The organism is Knoellia remsis, from assembly GCF_003002895.1.
GTDB classification, from domain to species: Bacteria; Actinomycetota; Actinomycetes; order Actinomycetales; family Dermatophilaceae; genus Knoellia; species Knoellia remsis.
In genome coordinates this window covers 147,462-164,709 of the sequence record NZ_PVTI01000004.1, presented here as the reverse complement: position 1 = coordinate 164,709, position 17,248 = coordinate 147,462, and the positions used below count along the sequence as shown (strand labels likewise).

Genomic DNA, 17,248 nt, shown 5'->3' with positions numbered 1-17,248 from the left:
CTCGGCTACCTGCCGCTGCCCGGCGAAGCCGCCTCCGCCCTGTTCCAGGTCATCAACCAGCGCTACCTGAAGACCTCGATCGTGATCACCACCAACCGGCCCGTCGGCGCCTGGGGCGAGATCCTCGGCGACACCACCGTCGCCGCCGCCATGCTCGACCGACTCCTCCACCGCTCCGTCGTCGTCACCCTCGACGGCGCCTCCTACCGGCTCCGCAACCACCACGCCGCCGCCGGCGAACTCCGCCGCGTCACCACCGGCACGAACCTGCACTAACCTGACCCCGCGACCTGGGGAACTTCGATGAGCAACTCTGGGGAAATTCGCTGAGCGCCGTCATTGCGGAACGCAACCGCCTCGGCCTTGCGTCGGAAGGTCTTACGACGCTGCCGCCCCTCGGGATCTCGGTAGTTGACGACGTAACGAGGGCTGCCGTCGTCGGATGGTCTCCCAGAACTAATGCTTGCCATGGCAGCCCTCGGCAGCGTCGGACCGGGTGACCAAACATGCTGATGAGCATCTGCTCGCTGGTGGCGATGGAGTCGATTCCGGGTCAGGCTGATGGCCTGTCGGGATCACTGATTCTCCTCGAGTCGCACCGTCCAATTGATCACGGTTGCTGCCCGCCAGCGCAGGTGCTTGCCGACACGGAAGCCGGCCGGGCCGTAACCTGTCGTCCGCCAGGAGTAGATGGTCTGCTTGGTCACGCCAAGGTAGGAAGCGACATCGTCGATGTCCCACAGCTCTTGGGCCTCGACCAGCCTGGGTGCCCGGCTTCCGCGGTCTCCGCGCCGCCGCGGCCCAAAGATTCCCGGTTCCATAGCCGGCACGTTCGAGTTCGTTGCCATCATCAAGCCCCTCCTCGCGGCGTTGACGGACAGTTGGTCTACGGGCACCTATGTCCGACGGCGGCATGGGAGCGATCACGTCGGAGGAAACGATGTGGCAGCAAGATGACTCGGGCATCGCGGCGGTGGTTGCCCAACTGTGCGATGCCAGGCTGGTGGCTCGGGCAACCGACCCGGGCCGCGACCTACCCGAAGAGTCCCCTGAGGACCGTGTGGCAGGAGATGGCGCTACCCAAATTTGTACCGGATTTGTAACAGACGAGCGGCTACCAACAGCAAACGCCGCCGAACGACCAAAAGGTCGCTCGGCGGCGTTTGTGCAGGTCAGCGGCTGTTCTTTGCGGTCGTTCGGCGTTGCTGAATGACCGCAGCCGGAGGCCCGGTTAGATGTCGAAGTACATCTCGAACTCGTGCGGGTGCGGGCGGAAGCGGATCGGGTCGACCTCGTTCTTGCGCTTCCACTCGATCCACGTCTCGATGAGGTCCTTGGTGAAGACGTCACCCTCGAGCAGGAACTCGTGGTCCTCCTCGAGCGCGTCCAGCACCGCCGGGAGCGAGCCCGGGACCTGGGCGATGGCGTCGTGCTCCTCCGGCGGCAGCTCGTAGAGGTCCTTGTCCACCGGCTCCGGCGGCTCGATGCGGTTCTTGATCCCGTCGAGGCCGGCCATGAGCTGCGCCGCGAACGCGAGGTACGGGTTGCACGACGGGTCCGGGATGCGGAACTCGATGCGCTTGGCCTTCGGCGAGTCACCCGCGATCGGGATGCGCACGCACGCCGAGCGGTTGCGGGCCGAGTAGACGAGGTTGACCGGCGCCTCGTACCCCGGCACGAGGCGGTGGTAGGAGTTCACCGTCGGGTTCGTGAACGCGAGCACCGCCGGGGCGTGCTTGAGCAGGCCGCCGATGTACCAGCGCGCGATGTCCGACAGGCCGCCGTAACCGCGCTCGTCGTAGAACAGCGGCTCGCCGTCCTTCCACAGCGACTGGTGCGTGTGCATGCCCGAGCCGTTGTCACCGAAGATCGGCTTCGGCATGAACGTCGCCGTCTTGCCGCCCTGCCACACCGTGTTCTTGACGACGTACTTGAACTTCATCATGTCGTCGCCCGACAGGAGCAGCGTGTTGAAGCGGTAGTTGATCTCCTGCTGGCCCGCGGTGCCGACCTCGTGGTGGCTGCGCTCGACCTTGATGCCGACCTCGGCGAGGTTGAGGCAGATCTTGTCGCGCACGTCGGCGAAGTGGTCCACCGGCGGGACGGGGAAGTAGCCGCCCTTGTAGCGCGTCTTGTAGCCCTTGTTGCCGCCCTCCTCCTCGCGACCGGTGTTCCACGCGGCCTCGACGGAGTCGATGAAGTAATAACCGGCGTTCGCCTTGGTCTCGAAGCGGACGTCGTCGAAGACGTAGAACTCGGCCTCGGCGCCGAAGTACGCGGTGTCGGCGATGCCGGTCGACTTGAGGTACGCCTCGGCCTTCGCGGCGATGTTGCGCGGGTCGCGGCTGTAGGGCTCGTCGGTGAACGGGTCGACGATGGAGAAGTTCATGACGAGCGTCTTCTCGTCACGGAACGGGTCGAGGTAGGCCGTGCTGGGGTCCGGGATGAGCTTCATGTCGGACTCGTGGATCGCCTGGAACCCGCGGATCGACGAGCCGTCGAACGCCTGGCCCTGCGTGAAGAAGTCCTCGTCGACCGTCTCGGCCGGCACGTTGAAGTGCTGCATGATGCCGGGCAGGTCGCAGAAGCGGATGTCGACGAACTTGACGTCCTCGTCCTTGATGAAGGACAGGACCTCGTCAGCGGAGCTGAACACGTGGCCTCCTAGCCATGGGGGAATGCGGGCCGGCGCCCGAGCATGGGCATGACCCTAGGAGGGGGCGGTTTCTGCGCCATGACTCGAATGTTTCGCCGGTGTTACACCCTGCCAGAGCCCGCGGTGACCCCGCGGAACCGTCCACGGTGACGCCGCATACAGTCACTGCCTGTGAGTGGTTCCGTTCCCGATGAGGGCTCGTATGCCGGTGAGCAGCTCGGCATGCCGGCTTCCGGTCCCGGGTCCATGGCGCCGCTGTGGCGGCGCGCCGTGGGTCTGCTGGTCGACTGGGTCATCGTGCAGGTCCTTGCCGTCGCCGCCTTCGGGGCGCAGCTCGGGGCCGGGGGAGCGCAGGCCTTCGTTCCGCTCGGAATCCTCGCGGTCCTCAACATCCTCTGCGTCACGGCGTTCGCGGCGACGCCCGGCCACGCACTCATGGGCCTGCAGGTGCTCCAGCTCCGACGCGGCGCGTTCCCGCTCCAGGTCGTCATCCGGACGCTGCTGCTCTGCCTGTTCGTCCCGGCTGTCCTGACGGACCGCACCGGCCGCGGCTTCCATGACGCCGCGGCCGGCACGGTCATCGTGCGACGCTGAGGCTCAGCTGACGTCGTCGTCGACCCAGTCGAGGGTCTTGCTGACGGCCTTCTTCCAGTTGCGGTAGAGCCGCTCGCGCTCGTCCTCGTCCATCTGCGGGGTCCAGCGCTTGTCCTCGACCCAGTTGTCGATGATGTCCTGCTCGCTCTCCCAGTACCCGACAGCCAGCCCCGCGGCATACGCAGCACCAAGGGCGGTCGTCTCGGCGACCTTGGGACGGACGACGTCGACGCCGAGCAGGTCGGCCTGGAACTGCATGAGCGTCTCGTTGACGACCATGCCGCCGTCGACCTTGAGCTCGGTGAGCGGGACGCCGGAGTCGGCGTTCATCGCGTCGAGGACCTCGCGGGTCTGGAACGCGGTCGCCTCGAGCACTGCCCGGGCGATGTGGCCCTTGTTGACGTAGCGCGTCATGCCGACGAGGGCACCACGGGCATCACTGCGCCAGTGCGGTGCGAACAGGCCCGAGAAGGCGGGCACGAAGTACGTGCCGCCGTTGTCCTCGACGCTGAGCGCGAGCTTCTCGATCTCGGGGGCGCTGCCGATGAGGCCGAGGTTGTCGCGCACCCACTGCACGAGCGAGCCGGTGACGGCGATGGAGCCCTCGAGGGCGTAGACCGGCGCGTTGTCGCCGATCTTGTAGCAGACCGTCGTGAGCAGGCCGTTCTCGCTCGGCACCTGCTCCTCACCGGTGTTGAGGAGCATGAAGTTGCCGGTGCCGTAGGTGTTCTTCGCCATGCCCTTCTCGAGGCATGCCTGGCCGAAGGTCGCCGCCTGCTGGTCGCCGAGGATGCCGGCGACCGGGGTGCCGTTGAGCACGCCGGGCTTGGCCTCCCCGTAGACCTCGGACGAGGACTTGATCTCCGGCAGCATCGACATCGGGATGCCCATGTCGGCCGCGATGGACTCGTCCCACTGCAGGGTCGACAGGTCCATGAGCATCGTGCGGCTCGCGTTGGTCACGTCCGTGACGTGCACTCCGTCGTTCTCCGCGCCGCCGGTGAGGTTCCACAGGACCCACGTGTCGGTGTTGCCGAAGAGCAGCTCGCCCTTCTCCGCCTTCTCGCGGGCGCCGTCGACGTTGTCGAGGATCCACTTCACCTTGGGGCCGGAGAAGTAGGTCGCCAGCGGGAGGCCGACCTTCGCCTTGTACTTGTCCGTGCCGTCGTCACCGGCCAGCTCGTCGACGATCTTCTGGGTGCGGGTGTCCTGCCAGACGATGGCGTTGTAGACCGGCTGGCCGTTCGACTTGTCCCACACGACCGCGGTCTCGCGCTGGTTGGTGATGCCGATGCCGGCGATGTTCTTGCTGTTGAGGTTGGCCTTGGCGAGGGCGCCGCCGATGACCTTGCGCGTGTTCTCCCAGATCTCGATCGGGTCGTGCTCGACCCAGCCGGCCTTGGGGAAGATCTGCTCGTGCTCGACCTGGTCGACGGCGACGACGCTGCCGGCCTTGTCGAAGATCATCGCGCGGGTGCTGGTCGTGCCCTGGTCGATGGCGAGGATGTAGGTCTTGGGTGCCATGGTGCTGCAGCTCCTGGAGTCTCGAGAGTGAGTGGTGCGAGTTCAGCTGGGGGAGAGGCGCTTTCAGCTCAGACGTAGTCGACGAGGTTGGCGACGATGCCAGCGAGGACGCCGCCGATGATCGGGCCGACGACCGGCACCCACGAGTACCCCCAGTTGCTGCCGCCCTTGTTCCTGATGGGCAGGACGGCGTGGGCGATGCGCGGTGAGAGGTCACGTGCCGGGTTGATGGCGTAGCCGGTCGGCCCACCCAGGCTCGCGCCGATGCCGACGACGAGGAGGGCGACCGCGAGCGGTCCGAGCCCCGAGGGCGTCTTGCCGAAGGCGATGACGACGAAGACGAGGACGAACGTGCCGATGACCTCGGTCATGACGTTCCAGAACGGGCTGGCGATACCCGGGCTCGTCGAGAAGACGGCGAGCTTGGCGTCCGGGTCGGAGTCCGGGTCGTCGAAGTGCTTGCGGTAGGCGAGCCAGCACAGGACCGCGCCGATGAAGGCGCCGAGGAACTGCGCGAGCAGGTAGGCGACGATCTGGCCCGCGGACAGGTCCGCGCCCGAGGCGAGCAGGCCCAAGGTGACAGCCGGGTTGAGGTGCGCGCCCGACTTGTACGCGGCATACACACCGGCGAAGACGCCGATGCCCCAGCCGAAGTTCACGAGGAGGAAGCCTCCGTCGAAGCCCTTGGTCTTCGCGAGCGCCACATTGGCGACGACGCCGGTACCGAGGAGCAGAAGAAGGGCCGTGCCGATCGTCTCGTGCAGGAAGATCGTTCCGAAGTCCAGGCTGTCCACCCGTACCCCTTTCGTGTCGAGCAGGGGCCCGCACGGCTTCTTCGTGCAGGCCACTCCGCCTGAGGTGCGCACCCGACCCTAGTCGTAGAGTCGACCCTGACAACGGGGCACGACGGGCCATTTCCGCAGTGGTCCCCGTCGTCCCGACGCGCGACGCAGGAGGATCAGCGATGGCGAACCCACCGAAGCTGGACGGGGCCTACCGGAGCAAGGCGTGGGAGCGCCTGCGGGACAACCAGTTCGACGTGCTCGTCATCGGTGGCGGGGTCACCGGCGCTGGTGTGGCCCTCGACGCCGCGACCCGGGGGCTCTCGGTGGCGCTGGTCGAGCAGCGTGACTTCGCCTCGGGCACGTCGTCGCGCTCGTCGAAGCTGTTCCACGGCGGACTGCGCTACCTCGAGCAGATGAACTTCGCCCTCGTGCGTGAGGCGCTCAAGGAGCGCGAGCTCATGCTCACCTCGATCGCGCCGCACCTCGTCAAGCCGGTGTCGTTCCTCTACCCGCTGACCCACCGCGTGTGGGAGCGGCCCTACGTCACCGCCGGGCTCACCCTCTACGACTCCATGGGTGGCGCGCGGTCCGTCCCGCGGCACAAGCAGCTCACCCGCAGCGGGGCGCTGCGCATGGCCCCGGGCATCAAGCGCTCGGCCCTCACCGGTGCGCTGCTCTACTACGACGCCCAGGCCGACGACGCCCGGCACACGCTCACCGTGGTGCGCACCGCGGCGGCATACGGCGCGACGGTCCTCAGCTCCGCGCGGGTGACCGGGCTGAAGCGCGCGGGGGAGCGCATCGTCGGCGCGACGATCGAGGACGTCGAGACCGGGGACACGGTCGACGTCTCCGCGTCGGTCGTCATCAACTGCACCGGCGTGTGGACCGACGAGATCCAGACCCTCGCGGGCGGTCGCGGCCGCTTCCACGTGCGGGCGTCGAAGGGTGTGCACATCGTCGTGCCGCGCGACCGGATCAACTCCGAGACCGGCATCATCCTGCGCACCGAGAAGTCCGTCCTCTTCGTCATCCCCTGGGGCACGCACTGGATCGTCGGCACGACCGACACCGACTGGGAGCTCGACAAGGCCCACCCGGCGGCGAGCGAGGCGGACATCGACTACATCCTCGAGCACGTCAACACCGTCCTGACCGTGCCGCTGACGCACGACGACATCCAGGGCGTCTATGCCGGCCTGCGCCCGCTGCTCTCCGGCGAGAGCGACTCGACGAGCCAGCTCTCCCGGGAGCACGCCGTCGCCCGCCCGCAGCCGGGGCTCTACTCGATCGCCGGCGGCAAGTACACGACCTACCGGGTCATGGCCGAGGATGCGGTCGACGCTGCGGGGGAGGACCTCGGTGGGGACCTTGCGAGCAGCGTGACCGAGCACATCCCGCTCGTGGGTGCGCAGGGCTACCACGCCCTCGTCAACCAGGTCGAGCGTCTTGCCCGCAAGCGCTCCCTGCCGGTCTGGCGGATCACCCACCTGCTCGACCGCTACGGCTCGATGCTCGACGAGGTGCTCGCGCTGGCCGACGACGACCCGAGCCTGCTCGAGCCGCTGCCGGGCGCGGAGGAGTACCTCAAGGTCGAGGTCGTCTATGGCGTCACGCACGAGGGTGCCCTGCACCTCGACGACCTGCTCACCCGTCGTACGCGGATCTCCATCGAGACACCGGACCGCGGCGTCGCCAGCGCGGAGGCCGCGGCACGGCTCGTTGCCCCGCACCTCGGCTGGGACGACGAGCGGATCGCGACCGAGGTGGCGGCCTACACCGCGCGGGTCGAGGCCGAGCGCGAGTCGCAGAAGGAGCAGAACGACCAGGAGGCCAACGCCGAGCGCATCGCCGCCAAGGACGTGCGCAACCTCGCGGTCGGGCGCGCCCTCACCTGACCGGCCGGCTGGTCGGGCCCCGCCCAACCCGGCTCGCGAGCCGACCTCGCGCTTCGCGAGCCGGATCGATCCAGCGTACGAAGGAGCGCGCGGCTCGCGAGCCGTCGTGGGTCCTCGTATGCCGTCCGCGCGCCGTCCCGGGAGCGTCCGGTCAGGGACGAGCGCGGGGTTGGGTCAGATGCTCCGGGCGCCGGTGGCCGCGGTGAAGCCGCCCAGGCCGATGTAGGTCAGCCCGATCGCGACGCGGCCCTTGCGCGAGCCCTTCTCGACCCCGCGACGAGCCCGACGCGCGACGATGCGCGCGTGGATGGCACCCGCCAGCGCGCCGTAGCTCATGTCGAAGAGCAGCCCGATCGTCACGAACACCGCCCCGAGCACGAGGATCTGGCTCGTCATCGAGCCCCGCGCGGGATCGAGGAACTGCGGGAAGAACGCGAGGAAGAAGAGCGCCACCTTGGGGTTCGCGATCCCGACGAGGTAGCCCTGGCGCAGGCTCGCCCAGTCGCTGCGTACTGCCCGCACGACGGGCTGTGGAACGTCCTCGCTGTCGCCACCCCGGCGGCGCATGACACCGATGCCGAGCCAGACGAGATAGGCGGCGCCGACATACCGGATGACCGACAGGGCGAGCGCGGACGTCGCGAGGACCGCGGTCAGCCCGAGCGCCGTCGCGACGACGAACGTCGCCGTCGCGGACTCGACGCCGATCGCCGACATGACACCGACGCGCCGCCCACCGGACACGCCCCGGGCCACGAGGAACAGCATGGCCGGACCCGGCATGAGGATGAGGAGGAGGGACGCCACGGCGAAGGCGGCAAGGGTGGGCGCGGACGGCATACGAGAACGCTAGCGGCGACCACCCACACCAGGTGAGCGGATATCGCGAACCGGCCGCGGCACCGCACGTCCTGCCCAATCCGGTTCGCGAACCACGCGCTGCTTCGCAGTCCGGATCGATCCGGTCTGCGAACGACTCGGTGGTTCGCGAACCGCTGTGTGCACGGTCGGGTCACCGACCGCTCCGGGTCACTTCCCGCGCATCGCGCGGCGGTCGACCCGGGCCTTCGTCGGGTCCATGCCCGCCGGGACACCGGTGCGCAGCCCACCGAGGGACTTCAGGCGCTTGTTGACGACCGACGTCTCGTCCTTGGTGAGGACCGGGCGCATGCGCGTCAGCTTGCTGCTGATCTTGCTGACCTTGACCTCGTCCTCACCATCGCCGACGACCCACAGGTGCACGGGCACACCCGGGGCGACGCGGGTGACCTTCTTCTCCTCGGCCCTGAGCAGCTTCTGCACGCGCTGCTTCGGGCCCTCACCGATGAGCACGACGCCGGGCCGCCCCAGCGCCCGGAACACCATGGCCGCGCCGGAGAGGTCGCTCGGCTTCGACGCCCGGTTCGCGTCCACGGCGACCGGCTCGGTCGAGGCGTACCAGCCACGGCGGCCCATGCTCTGCAGCGCGGCACCGGCGGCTCCGGCCTGCCCCTCGAGGACGCCGTACATCGCCTTGTTGCCGCGACGGTTCATGACGAACACCGCGGCGAGCAGGGCGGACGGGATCGCGACGAGGAGCAGGTACCAGCGCCACAGCCCACCGAGGAGGAACCCCAGCCCGGCGATGACGACGAACGTCACGACCGCCGCGAGCAGCATGTAGAGCCCGATGCGCGGGTCGAGCTGCTTGATGGCGCGGTAGCCCTGGCGGATCTCGGCCAGGCGGCCCGGCTTCTTCTCGGTGGTGTCGGACACGTCTGTGGGTGCTTCCTGAGGTCGGTGGTCCCGGCGAGCGCGCGGGTGCCGGCGAGGTGCCAGCACCAAGGGCGTATGCCGGTGGGTCAGACCCTCAGGATACGGCGCGTGCCGGGCGGGCCACCAACGCGGCGGCCTCCTGGCGGGCCGGGTCGTTCGCGGCCTCGGCGAGGTGCGACAGGTGCTCGGGGATCTCGCGGCCCCACTTGCGCATGGCCGTCGCCCAGAGACGACCCGCGCGGTAGGACGAGCGGACGAGCGGTCCCGCCATGACGCCCTTGAACCCGATCTCCTCGGCGAACTCGCTCCAGTGCACGAACTCCTCGGGCTTGACCCACCGGTCGATCGGGTGGTGCAGCTTCGAGGGTCGGAGGTACTGCGTGATCGTGAGGATGTCGCAGCCGGCGTCGTGCAGGTCGCGGATGGCCTGCTCGACCTCGTGGTCCTCCTCGCCCATGCCGAGGATGAGGTTGGACTTCGTGACCAGCTCGGCCTTGCGGGCCATGGTGAGCACTTTGAGTGACTTGTCGTAGGTGAAGGCCGGGCGGATCTCCTTGAAGATGCGCGGCACCGTCTCGAGGTTGTGTGCGAACACCTCGGGGCGGGCGTCGAAGACCTGGCCGACGAGCTCGGGCTTGGCGCCGAAGTCCGGCGGGAGGATCTCGACGCCGGTGTTGGGGTTCTTCGCGTGGATCTGGCGGATCGTCTCGGCGTAGAGCCAGGCCGCGCCGTCCGGCTGGTCGTCGCGGGCGACGCCGGTCACGGTCGAGTAGCGCAGCCCCATCTGGGCGACCGACTCGGCGACGCGGCGCGGCTCGTCGAGGTCCAGCGCGTTCGGGCGACCAGACGTGATGTCGCAGAAGTCGCAGCGGCGGGTGCAGATGTCGCCGCCGATGAGGAAGGTCGCCTCGCGGTCCTCCCAGCACTCGAAGATGTTGGGACAGCCGGCTTCCTGACAGACGGTGTGCAGCCCCTCGGTCTTCACCATGGAGTGCAGCGCGGTGTACTCCGGCCCCATCTTGGCGGTGGTCCGGATCCACTCCGGCTTGCGCTCGATCGGGGTCTGCGCGTTGCGCGCCTCGACGCGCAGGAGACGACGTCCTTCGGGTGCGACAGTCACGCACTCAAGGGTACGCCCGCTCGTGTGGCCTCCCTCACGGACCTCCGCGCGCCAGCGCCTGTGGACAACCGCCCGGCCGGATTCTGCGTCTGCGCCACACTCCAGTCATGGCAGTGCACCAGCTCTCGACGACGCGCGTCCCGTGGCACGGGTTCATGATCGAGACCGCCTCGGACGGGCGCGAGCTCTTCCTATGGCGGCAGAACCTCGCCTGGCGGCCGCGGTGGATCATGGGCGTCGCGGGCGTCATCGGGGAGCTCATCGGCGCGGGCACCCGACCCGTGGCCGCAGTGCCGTTCGAGTCGCGCGAGAGTCGCCAGGAGCGAGCCCTGTCCCACCTCCTCGTGCATGCCGTGCTCATCGTCGGGGCACCGGTTCCGGCGCTCGTGGAGATCCTCCTCGCGGCCCTTGCCGCGCCCGCCTGGTGGCTCGCGCAGCGACTGCGCGGACGCGGCCCGGTCATCCACCTCTATGAGTGGGGGCGGCACGTCGAGACACGCACCGACGTCACCCCGGACGATCTCGATGACCTGTTGCGGTCGATCCGGGACGGGGGCTACGACCGGGTCGACGAGGACTTCTCCGACCTTCTCGTGCGCAGGCCGGGGCGCACCGTCCGCCGCCGTCGTCGGTGAGGTGTGCGCGCCTGCCAAGAAGCGTTCGTATGCCGTCCGCGCGGGTGCGCGGACGGCATACGGTCCGCGGTCAGGCGCCGGCCTCGTCGTCGACGCGGGGCAGCAGCCAGCGCAGGATGTCGCCGACCGTGACGACGCCGACGACGCGGCCGTCCTCACGGACGACCGCGAGCTGCTCGCTCGCGTCACGCATCGCCGCGAACGCCTCGTAGGCGAGGGTCGTGGGGGAGAGCGCCATGGCCTCGCGCGCGAACTGCCGGGCGGGTGCGCCACGGTCCGCGAGCAGCGTGTCGCGCACGTGCACGACGCCGACGTCGTCCCCGCTGTCGACGAGGACGCGCAGGTGGCCCGTACGGGTTGCGGCGGCCTGGACGTCGGCGACCACGGCGTCCGCCGGGACCGCGGTCGGAGATCCGCCACGGCCCTCGAGCAGGTCGCCGACGCGCAGGCTCTCGAGCTCCAGCGCGCCGTGCAGCTGGGCGCGGTAGGAGGCGTCGAGCGCGCCGACGTTGATCGAGTCCTCGACGAGCTGGCGGAGCGTGTCCGCGTCGCGGCCGCCCGCGGCTGCCCGGTCCACGGGGGTGACGCCGGAGCGGGCGACGAGGCGGTTGGCCACGGCGTTGACCCACGTGAGCAGGCCGCGGATGGGCCGGATGTACGCCCGCGCCGGCAGGCCGATCGCCACGGCGGCGCGCTCGGGGTGGGCGATCGCCCACGACTTCGGCGCCATCTCGCCGACGACGAGGTGGAGGAACGTCACGAGCAGCAGGGACAGCACGAACGCACTGACACCGCTCACGTGGTCGGGGATGCCCCAGCTCTCGAACAGCAGGTCGAGGACCTTGTCGACCGCGGGCTTGGTGATGGCACCGAGCGCGAACGTGCAGGCCGTGATGCCGAGCTGGGCGCCGGCGAGCATGATCGTCAGCTCGTGCGACGAGCGCAGCGCGGCCCGGGCCGCCCGGCTCGTGACGGCGGCCTCCTCGAGACGGTGCCGGCGCGCCCCGAGCAGGGCGAACTCGATGATGACGAAGAAGGCGCTCAGCGCGATGAGCGCGACGGTCGCGGCGGTGACCACCCAGGGGTTGCTCATGACCGCTCCTCCTGCGTGGCGTCGGAGTCGACGTCAGCGCCGGTGTCCGTGTCGGGGTGCGGGTCGGTGCCGTCGTCCGCGTCCTCGAGCAGCCGGACGCGCAGGAGCGACGGGACATGACGTTCGACCTCGAGGACCTCGATCTCGAGAGCCCGTCGCACGGGGTCGCCCTCGACGAGGTCGCCGGGGTCGTCGGGCAGCTCGACCCGGGTGATGGTGCCGACCTCGGGCAGCTCCCCGAGCCGGGCGATGAGCAGGCCGGCCATCGTCTCGTGGTCGCCACGGGGGAGGACGTGGCCGATGGCGCGTTCCGCCTCGTCGACGGGGACGTCGCCGTCCATGGTCCAGACGTTCGTGCCGGACTCGTGGACGACCTCCTGCGCCTCGGGGTCGTGTTCGTCGGTGATCTCGCCGACGACCTCCTCGGCCAGGTCCTCGGTGGTGACGATGCCGGCGAAGCCGCCGTACTCGTCGATGACGCACGCAAGCTCGGTACCCGCGTCGCGCATCGCCGCGAACAGCTCCGGCAGCGGCATGAGGGCCGGGACGACGAGCGGCGGCCGCATGATGTCGCTCACCGGGCGGGACCCCTGCGCCTGCAGGACGTCGACGAGCTCCACGACGCCGACGACGTCGTCGCGACCCGACACGACCGGGTAGCGCGTGTGACCCTCGGCCATGAGCCGGCGGACGTCTTCGACGTCGGTGTCCTCGCGGACGGCGCCGACGCGCGAGCGCGGAACCATCGCGTGCTCCACGTCGCGCTCGGGGAACTCGAGGATCCGCGCGAGCGTGAAGGACAGCTCGCTCGGCAGGTCGCCGCTCTCGCGCGAGTCCGCGACGATCGACTCGAGGTCGCGCGCGGTGGCCGAGGTCTCGACGTCCTCGACCGGGTCGATGCGCAGGGCACGGAGCAGCAGGTTCGCCGACTTGTCGAAGACGACGATGAGCCAGCCGAAGACGGTGAGATAGATGAGGGTCGAGCGAGCGAGCTTGCGCGCCAACGGTTCCGGGCTCGCGATGGCGAGGTTCTTGGGGTAGAGCTCGCCGAAGATCATCTGCACGACGGTGGACAGGGTCAGGGCGCCGACGGTGCCGGCGGTGATGCCGACAGCCGTGGGGACACCCACCCCGCCGAGCAGCGCACCGATGGACTCGCCGACGAGGGGCTCGGCGACGTAGCCGACGAGCAGGCCGGTGACCGTGATGCCGAGCTGTGCGCCGGACAGCATGAACGAGGTCCGCTGCGTGACCGAGAGGGCGCGCTTGGCCGCGCCGTCACCGGCCGCCGCCGCAGCGCGAAGGCGCGTGCGGTCGACCGACATGTAGGCGAACTCCTGCGCCACGAAGTAGCCGTTCGCCGCGATGATCAGCGCGATCGCGAGCAGTCCCAGCAGCAGGGTGAGGACGGTGGTCGCCATCAGCGCTCACCCCCGAGCGGGGTGGGATGGTGACTGGGGTCGTCGTCGGTGGGTTCGTCAGGGGGCGTGGTGGGTTCCACGGGTGCGGCTCCGCCTCAGGGGTTCGGTGGGGTCACTGTCGTGTACGAACCTGTACGACCGGGGAGCCGCCGAAGTTCCGGACGCCGCCGCCGAGGTGAGGGCTGGTGGCTGCGGGGTCAGCCGAGAACGTCGGTGAGGTGCTTCTCGGCATACGGCAGGAGGTCCTGCACGGTCACGGTGCGGCCGGCCTCGAGGCTGATCGACGAGACCCCCGCGTCGGCGATGCCGCAGGCGACGATGTTGTCGGCCCACGAGAGGTCGGCGTCGCAGTTGAGGGCGAAGCCGTGCATCGTCGTGCGCCGGCTCACCCGCACCCCGATGGCGCCGAGCTTGCGGTCCGGGCCGCGGTCGTCCGCGAGCACCCACACCCCGCTGCGTCCCTCGACACGCACCGTCTCGACGCCGAACTCGCGCGTCATCCGCATCATCGCCTCCTCGAGGCGGCGCACGTGCGCGACGACGTCGATGGGCACTTCGGGCAGCGCGACGATGGGGTAGCCGACGAGCTGGCCCGGCCCGTGCCAGGTGATCTTGCCGCCGCGGTCGACATCGATGACCGGGGTGCCGTCGAACGGCCGCTCGTGCGGCTGCGTGCGCTTGCCGGCGGTGTAGACGGCCGCGTGCTCGAGAAGCAGCGTGGTGTCCGGCACCCGCCCCTCGACGACGTCGTCGTGCACCTCGCGCTGGCGCGCCCAGCCCGCCTCGTAGTCGACGAAGTCGGGCGCGAAGCCCACGTGCTCGAACCGCATGGCCCTACGGTATGCCGTCCTCCGGTATGCCGTGCGCGCGCCTCGGGCGTCACCGCTCCCGCCTAGGGTGGGTGGCGTGCCGCACGGACAGAGTGGGTCAGGGGGCGTGGGCAGACCACGCGCGGTGCTGCTGGCTGCGCTCCTCGTCGTGCTGGCCTGGCTCGCCGTCGGCGGGATCGGGGGGCCGGCGGTCGGCCGGCTCTCCGAGGTGCAGAAGAACGACAACGCCTCCTTCCTCCCCGCGGACTCGGAGTCGACGGCGGTCCTCGACGCCGTCGCCCGGTTCGAGGACGAGGAGAGCGTGCCGCTCATCATCGTGGCCGAGAAGCCGGCCGGCGAGCGGCTCACCGAACGCGACCTCGGCGCCCTCGCGGGGCTCGCTCGGGAGATCCCGACGGTTCCGCTGCCCGAGATGGACGCGACGGTGGGGGAGTACCTCGTCGAGGGAGCCCAGATCGTGCCCGTCCCGAGCGAGGACGGACAGGCGGCGCTGCTCGTGGTGCCGCTCTCCGAACGCGCGTCGTCGACGGTGGTTGCCGAGCGGGCGCCACTGTTCGCCGCGGCCGAGGAGCTGCGCACCGAGGCGCGCCTCGCCGTCGACGGCACGGGGATGACCTCGCACGTCGGCGGTCCGGGTGGGCTGATCTCCGACTTCGAGGCAGCCTTCGCCGGCATCGACGGCATCCTCCTGCTCGTCGCGCTCGCGGTGGTCCTCGTCATCCTGCTCGTCGTGTACCGCAGCCCGATCTTGCCGATCGCGGTCCTCTTCAGCTCGGTCCTCGGCCTCAGCCTCGCCGCGCTGGTCATCCGGCCGCTCGCGGAGCGCGGCACGATCGAGCTGTCCGGCCAGTCGCAGGGAATCATGTTCATCCTCGTCGTCGGCGCCGCGACGGACTATGCCCTGCTGCTCGTCAGCCGGTTCAAGGAGGAGCTGCACGACGAGGCCTCGACGTGGGTCGCGCTGAAACGCGCATGGCGCGGTGCCGTCGAGCCCATCTCGGCGTCGGCGGCGACCGTCATCCTGGGGCTGCTGTGCCTGCTGCTCGCGAGCCTGCAGAACACCGCCGGTCTCGGCCCGGTCGGTGCCATCGGCATCGCCGGCGCCCTCCTCGCCTCGCTCACCTTCCTCCCTGCCGTGCTCTTGGTCTTCGGCCGGGCGGCGTTCTGGCCGTTCGCTCCTCGCGTCGACCACGCCCACGGTGAGGACACCGTCGGCACGAGGTCGCTCTGGGGTCGGGTCTCCGGCCTCGTCGGCCGGCACCCGCGCCGGACGTGGGTGGTCACGTTGGCCGTCCTGCTCGCCGCCGCCGCGTTCGCCCCGACGTTCCGTGCCGAGGGCGTGACCATCAAGGACACCTTCCTCGAGCCGACGGACTCGGTGCAGGCGCAGGAGGCCATCGAGCGGCACTTCGCGGCCGGTGCCGGTAGCCCGGTGCAGGTCGTCGTGCCGCAGGCGCAGGCCGATGCCGCCCTCGCCGTCCTCGAGGCGGACCCGGGCATCGAGAGTGCGTATGCCGGTGTCTCGCCTCCCGTGCCGGGCCAGCCCGTGCCCGAGCCTCCGGTCGTCGACGGGAGGGTGCTGCTGCAGGGCACGAGCACCGCCGCGACGGACAGTCAGGAGGCCGAGGACACCGTGCGCCGCCTCCGGGCGGACCTCGACGCGGTGAGCCCGGACGCGCTCGTCGGCGGCCAGGCGGCGATCAACCTCGACGTCCTCGAGGCGAGCGGGCGAGACCTGCGGGTCATCGTCCCGGTCATCCTCGTCGTGATCTTCCTCGTGCTGTGCGTCCTGCTGCGCTCGATCGTCGCGCCGTTCCTGCTCGTCGTCGCCAACGTCGTCTCCTTCGCCGCAACGATCGGGGTCGCGTCCCTCGTCTTCGACCACGTGCTCGGCTTCGGCGGCAGCGACCCGGCGATCCCGCTCTACGGGTTCGTCTTCCTCGTCGCGCTCGGCATCGACTACTCGATCTTCCTCATGACGAGGGTGCGCGAGGAGTCGGTCCACCGCGGGACCAGGCCCGGCATCCTCGTCGGCCTGGCTGTGACCGGAGGAGTCATCACGAGCGCCGGCATCGTTCTCGCGGCGACGTTCTCGGCATTGACGGTGCTGCCGCTCGTCTTCCTCGTGCAGGTCGCCTTCATCGTCGCGTTCGGCGTCATCCTCGACACGTTCGTCGTGCGTAGTCTGCTCGTCCCCGCCCTCGCCCACGACATCGGGCCAGCCGTCTGGTGGCCCTCGAGACTGGCCAGGGGCGCTGCCGCCCCGGGTCGCCACCGCAGGGAGAGGCCGACATGACCGACACCCGACCGACTCAGGCCAATGACCCGAAGTCCGTGCTGCAGCGCTACTTCCGTTCGATCCGTGACGCTGTCCTGTGGAAGCTCGAGGGGCTGAGCGAGCACGACCTGCGCCGGCCGCTCACCGCCACGGGCACGAACCTCCTCGGCGTCGTCAAGCACCTCGCGGGCACGGAGGCCGGCTACTTCGGCGACTGCCTCGGCCGCCCCGTCCCGGACATGCCGGGGTGGTATGTCGCCCTGGTCGCCGAGGAGCTCGAGGACAACGGCGACATGTGGGCCACGCCCGAGGAGTCGAGCGAGGAGATCCTCGCCCTCTACCGGCGGGTGGGGGAGCACTCCGACGCCGTCATCGACGAGCTCGGTCTCGACGCCACGGGCACGGTGCCGTGGTGGGGAGAGCGTGGACGGGACGTGCCACTGCACCTGCTGCTCGTGCACATGATCGCCGAGACAAACCGGCACGCCGGTCACCTCGACATCGTGCGCGAGCTCATCGACGAGTCCGCCGGTCTGCGCGACGGCGTGTCCAACCTGCCCGACGGCGACGCCCGGTGGTGGGCGGACTATCGGACCCGCGTGCAGGCTGCAGCCGACGAGTTTGCCTGAGCCACAGTCGTTCTCGGCAGGTGGCGCGGA

The 17,248-nt window shown here is 69.9% G+C and carries 17 protein-coding genes; 7 read left to right on the top strand and 10 right to left on the bottom strand.

The features are described 5' to 3' along the window. Positions 1–276 (top strand): ATP-binding protein (locus BCF74_RS04235; RefSeq protein WP_170070123.1); only part of this gene is annotated, 276 nt, incomplete at its 5' end. A gap of 299 nt (positions 277–575) precedes the next feature. On the opposite strand, the gene BCF74_RS04225 is transcribed toward BCF74_RS04235, so the two are convergent. Beyond that, the gene (locus tag BCF74_RS04225; protein ID WP_218279195.1) at positions 576–848 is read right to left on the bottom strand and encodes a helix-turn-helix transcriptional regulator; all 273 of its coding nucleotides are present in this window, start codon (positions 846–848) and stop codon (positions 576–578) included. Positions 849–898: 50 nt separating this feature from the next. Here BCF74_RS04225 and BCF74_RS17030 point away from each other — a divergent pair, with 50 nt between their 5' ends. Next, complete coding sequence (locus BCF74_RS17030; RefSeq protein ID WP_146132869.1) at positions 899–1,213, top strand: hypothetical protein; 315 nt, start codon at positions 899–901, stop codon at positions 1,211–1,213. A gap of 18 nt (positions 1,214–1,231) precedes the next feature. Here BCF74_RS17030 and glnA read toward each other — a convergent pair whose 3' ends face one another. Further along, the gene (glnA, locus tag BCF74_RS04220; protein WP_106296703.1) at positions 1,232–2,656 is read right to left on the bottom strand and encodes a type I glutamate--ammonia ligase; all 1,425 of its coding nucleotides are present in this window, start codon (positions 2,654–2,656) and stop codon (positions 1,232–1,234) included. Positions 2,657–2,827: 171 nt separating this feature from the next. On the opposite strand from glnA, the gene BCF74_RS04215 reads away from it, so the two are divergent. Then, a complete protein-coding gene (locus BCF74_RS04215; protein ID WP_245889201.1) occupies positions 2,828–3,250 on the top strand; it encodes an RDD family protein in 423 nt (140 codons plus the stop codon). Between the two features lie 3 nt (positions 3,251–3,253). Here the strand turns inward: BCF74_RS04215 and glpK are convergent, their stop codons facing one another. Both glpK and BCF74_RS04205 read right to left on the bottom strand, forming a co-directional pair. Continuing rightward, positions 3,254–4,774 (bottom strand): glycerol kinase GlpK, encoded by a 1,521-nt coding sequence (glpK, locus tag BCF74_RS04210; RefSeq protein WP_106296702.1) that lies wholly within the window; start codon positions 4,772–4,774, stop codon positions 3,254–3,256. Positions 4,775–4,842: 68 nt separating this feature from the next. Then, positions 4,843–5,559 carry an MIP/aquaporin family protein gene (locus BCF74_RS04205; protein ID WP_106296719.1) on the bottom strand — a complete coding sequence of 239 codons (717 nt, stop codon included), beginning with the start codon at positions 5,557–5,559 and terminating at the stop codon, positions 4,843–4,845. Between the two features lie 179 nt (positions 5,560–5,738). Here BCF74_RS04205 and BCF74_RS04200 point away from each other — a divergent pair, with 179 nt between their 5' ends. Beyond that, positions 5,739–7,457, top strand: coding sequence for a glycerol-3-phosphate dehydrogenase/oxidase (locus BCF74_RS04200; RefSeq protein WP_106296701.1), 1,719 nt, complete (start codon positions 5,739–5,741; stop codon positions 7,455–7,457). Positions 7,458–7,631: 174 nt separating this feature from the next. Here the strand turns inward: BCF74_RS04200 and BCF74_RS04195 are convergent, their stop codons facing one another. From BCF74_RS04195 to lipA, 3 genes are all read right to left on the bottom strand, one after another. After that, complete coding sequence (locus BCF74_RS04195; RefSeq protein WP_106296700.1) at positions 7,632–8,297, bottom strand: LysE family translocator; 666 nt, start codon at positions 8,295–8,297, stop codon at positions 7,632–7,634. A gap of 189 nt (positions 8,298–8,486) precedes the next feature. After that, the gene (locus BCF74_RS04190) at positions 8,487–9,212 is read right to left on the bottom strand and encodes a DUF4191 domain-containing protein (protein ID WP_106296699.1); all 726 of its coding nucleotides are present in this window, start codon (positions 9,210–9,212) and stop codon (positions 8,487–8,489) included. A gap of 94 nt (positions 9,213–9,306) precedes the next feature. Continuing rightward, the gene (lipA, locus tag BCF74_RS04185; protein ID WP_106296698.1) at positions 9,307–10,332 is read right to left on the bottom strand and encodes a lipoyl synthase; all 1,026 of its coding nucleotides are present in this window, start codon (positions 10,330–10,332) and stop codon (positions 9,307–9,309) included. Between the two features lie 107 nt (positions 10,333–10,439). On the opposite strand from lipA, the gene BCF74_RS04180 reads away from it, so the two are divergent. Continuing rightward, positions 10,440–10,967 (top strand): hypothetical protein, encoded by a 528-nt coding sequence (locus tag BCF74_RS04180; RefSeq protein ID WP_106296697.1) that lies wholly within the window; start codon positions 10,440–10,442, stop codon positions 10,965–10,967. Positions 10,968–11,037: 70 nt separating this feature from the next. Here the strand turns inward: BCF74_RS04180 and BCF74_RS04175 are convergent, their stop codons facing one another. From BCF74_RS04175 to lipB, 3 genes are all read right to left on the bottom strand, one after another. After that, entirely contained in the window at positions 11,038–12,060 is a 1,023-nt protein-coding gene (locus BCF74_RS04175; protein ID WP_106296696.1) for a CNNM domain-containing protein, read from the bottom strand. Further along, the gene (locus BCF74_RS04170; RefSeq protein WP_106296695.1) at positions 12,057–13,481 is read right to left on the bottom strand and encodes a hemolysin family protein; all 1,425 of its coding nucleotides are present in this window, start codon (positions 13,479–13,481) and stop codon (positions 12,057–12,059) included. Before BCF74_RS04170 ends, BCF74_RS04175 begins: the two co-directional genes overlap by 4 nt. A 197-nt stretch (positions 13,482–13,678) precedes the next feature. After that, complete coding sequence (lipB, locus tag BCF74_RS04165) at positions 13,679–14,311, bottom strand: lipoyl(octanoyl) transferase LipB (RefSeq protein ID WP_106296694.1); 633 nt, start codon at positions 14,309–14,311, stop codon at positions 13,679–13,681. 106 nt (positions 14,312–14,417) lie between these two features. Here lipB and BCF74_RS04160 point away from each other — a divergent pair, with 106 nt between their 5' ends. Next, on the top strand, positions 14,418–16,607 hold the full coding sequence (locus BCF74_RS04160; RefSeq protein WP_245889200.1) for an MMPL family transporter: 2,190 nt from the start codon (positions 14,418–14,420) through the stop codon (positions 16,605–16,607). After that, positions 16,604–17,218, top strand: a complete 615-nt coding sequence (locus BCF74_RS04155; protein ID WP_106296692.1) for a DinB family protein — start codon at positions 16,604–16,606, stop codon at positions 17,216–17,218. The genes BCF74_RS04160 and BCF74_RS04155 overlap by 4 nt, the downstream gene beginning before the upstream one ends. Positions 17,219–17,248 lie beyond the last annotated feature (30 nt).

Coding starts and splice junctions, on each gene's coding strand:
- BCF74_RS04225 (WP_218279195.1), bottom strand. CDS start 848: ATGGCAACGAACTCGAACGTGCCGGCTATGGAACCGGGAATCTTTGGG.
- BCF74_RS17030 (WP_146132869.1), top strand. CDS start 899: ATGTCCGACGGCGGCATGGGAGCGATCACGTCGGAGGAAACGATGTGG.
- glpK (WP_106296702.1), bottom strand. CDS start 4,774: ATGGCACCCAAGACCTACATCCTCGCCATCGACCAGGGCACGACCAGC.
- BCF74_RS04200 (WP_106296701.1), top strand. CDS start 5,739: ATGGCGAACCCACCGAAGCTGGACGGGGCCTACCGGAGCAAGGCGTGG.
- BCF74_RS04195 (WP_106296700.1), bottom strand. CDS start 8,297: ATGCCGTCCGCGCCCACCCTTGCCGCCTTCGCCGTGGCGTCCCTCCTC.
- BCF74_RS04180 (WP_106296697.1), top strand. CDS start 10,440: ATGGCAGTGCACCAGCTCTCGACGACGCGCGTCCCGTGGCACGGGTTC.
- BCF74_RS04175 (WP_106296696.1), bottom strand. CDS start 12,060: ATGAGCAACCCCTGGGTGGTCACCGCCGCGACCGTCGCGCTCATCGCG.
- BCF74_RS04170 (WP_106296695.1), bottom strand. CDS start 13,481: ATGGCGACCACCGTCCTCACCCTGCTGCTGGGACTGCTCGCGATCGCG.
- lipB (WP_106296694.1), bottom strand. CDS start 14,311: ATGCGGTTCGAGCACGTGGGCTTCGCGCCCGACTTCGTCGACTACGAG.
- BCF74_RS04155 (WP_106296692.1), top strand. CDS start 16,604: ATGACCGACACCCGACCGACTCAGGCCAATGACCCGAAGTCCGTGCTG.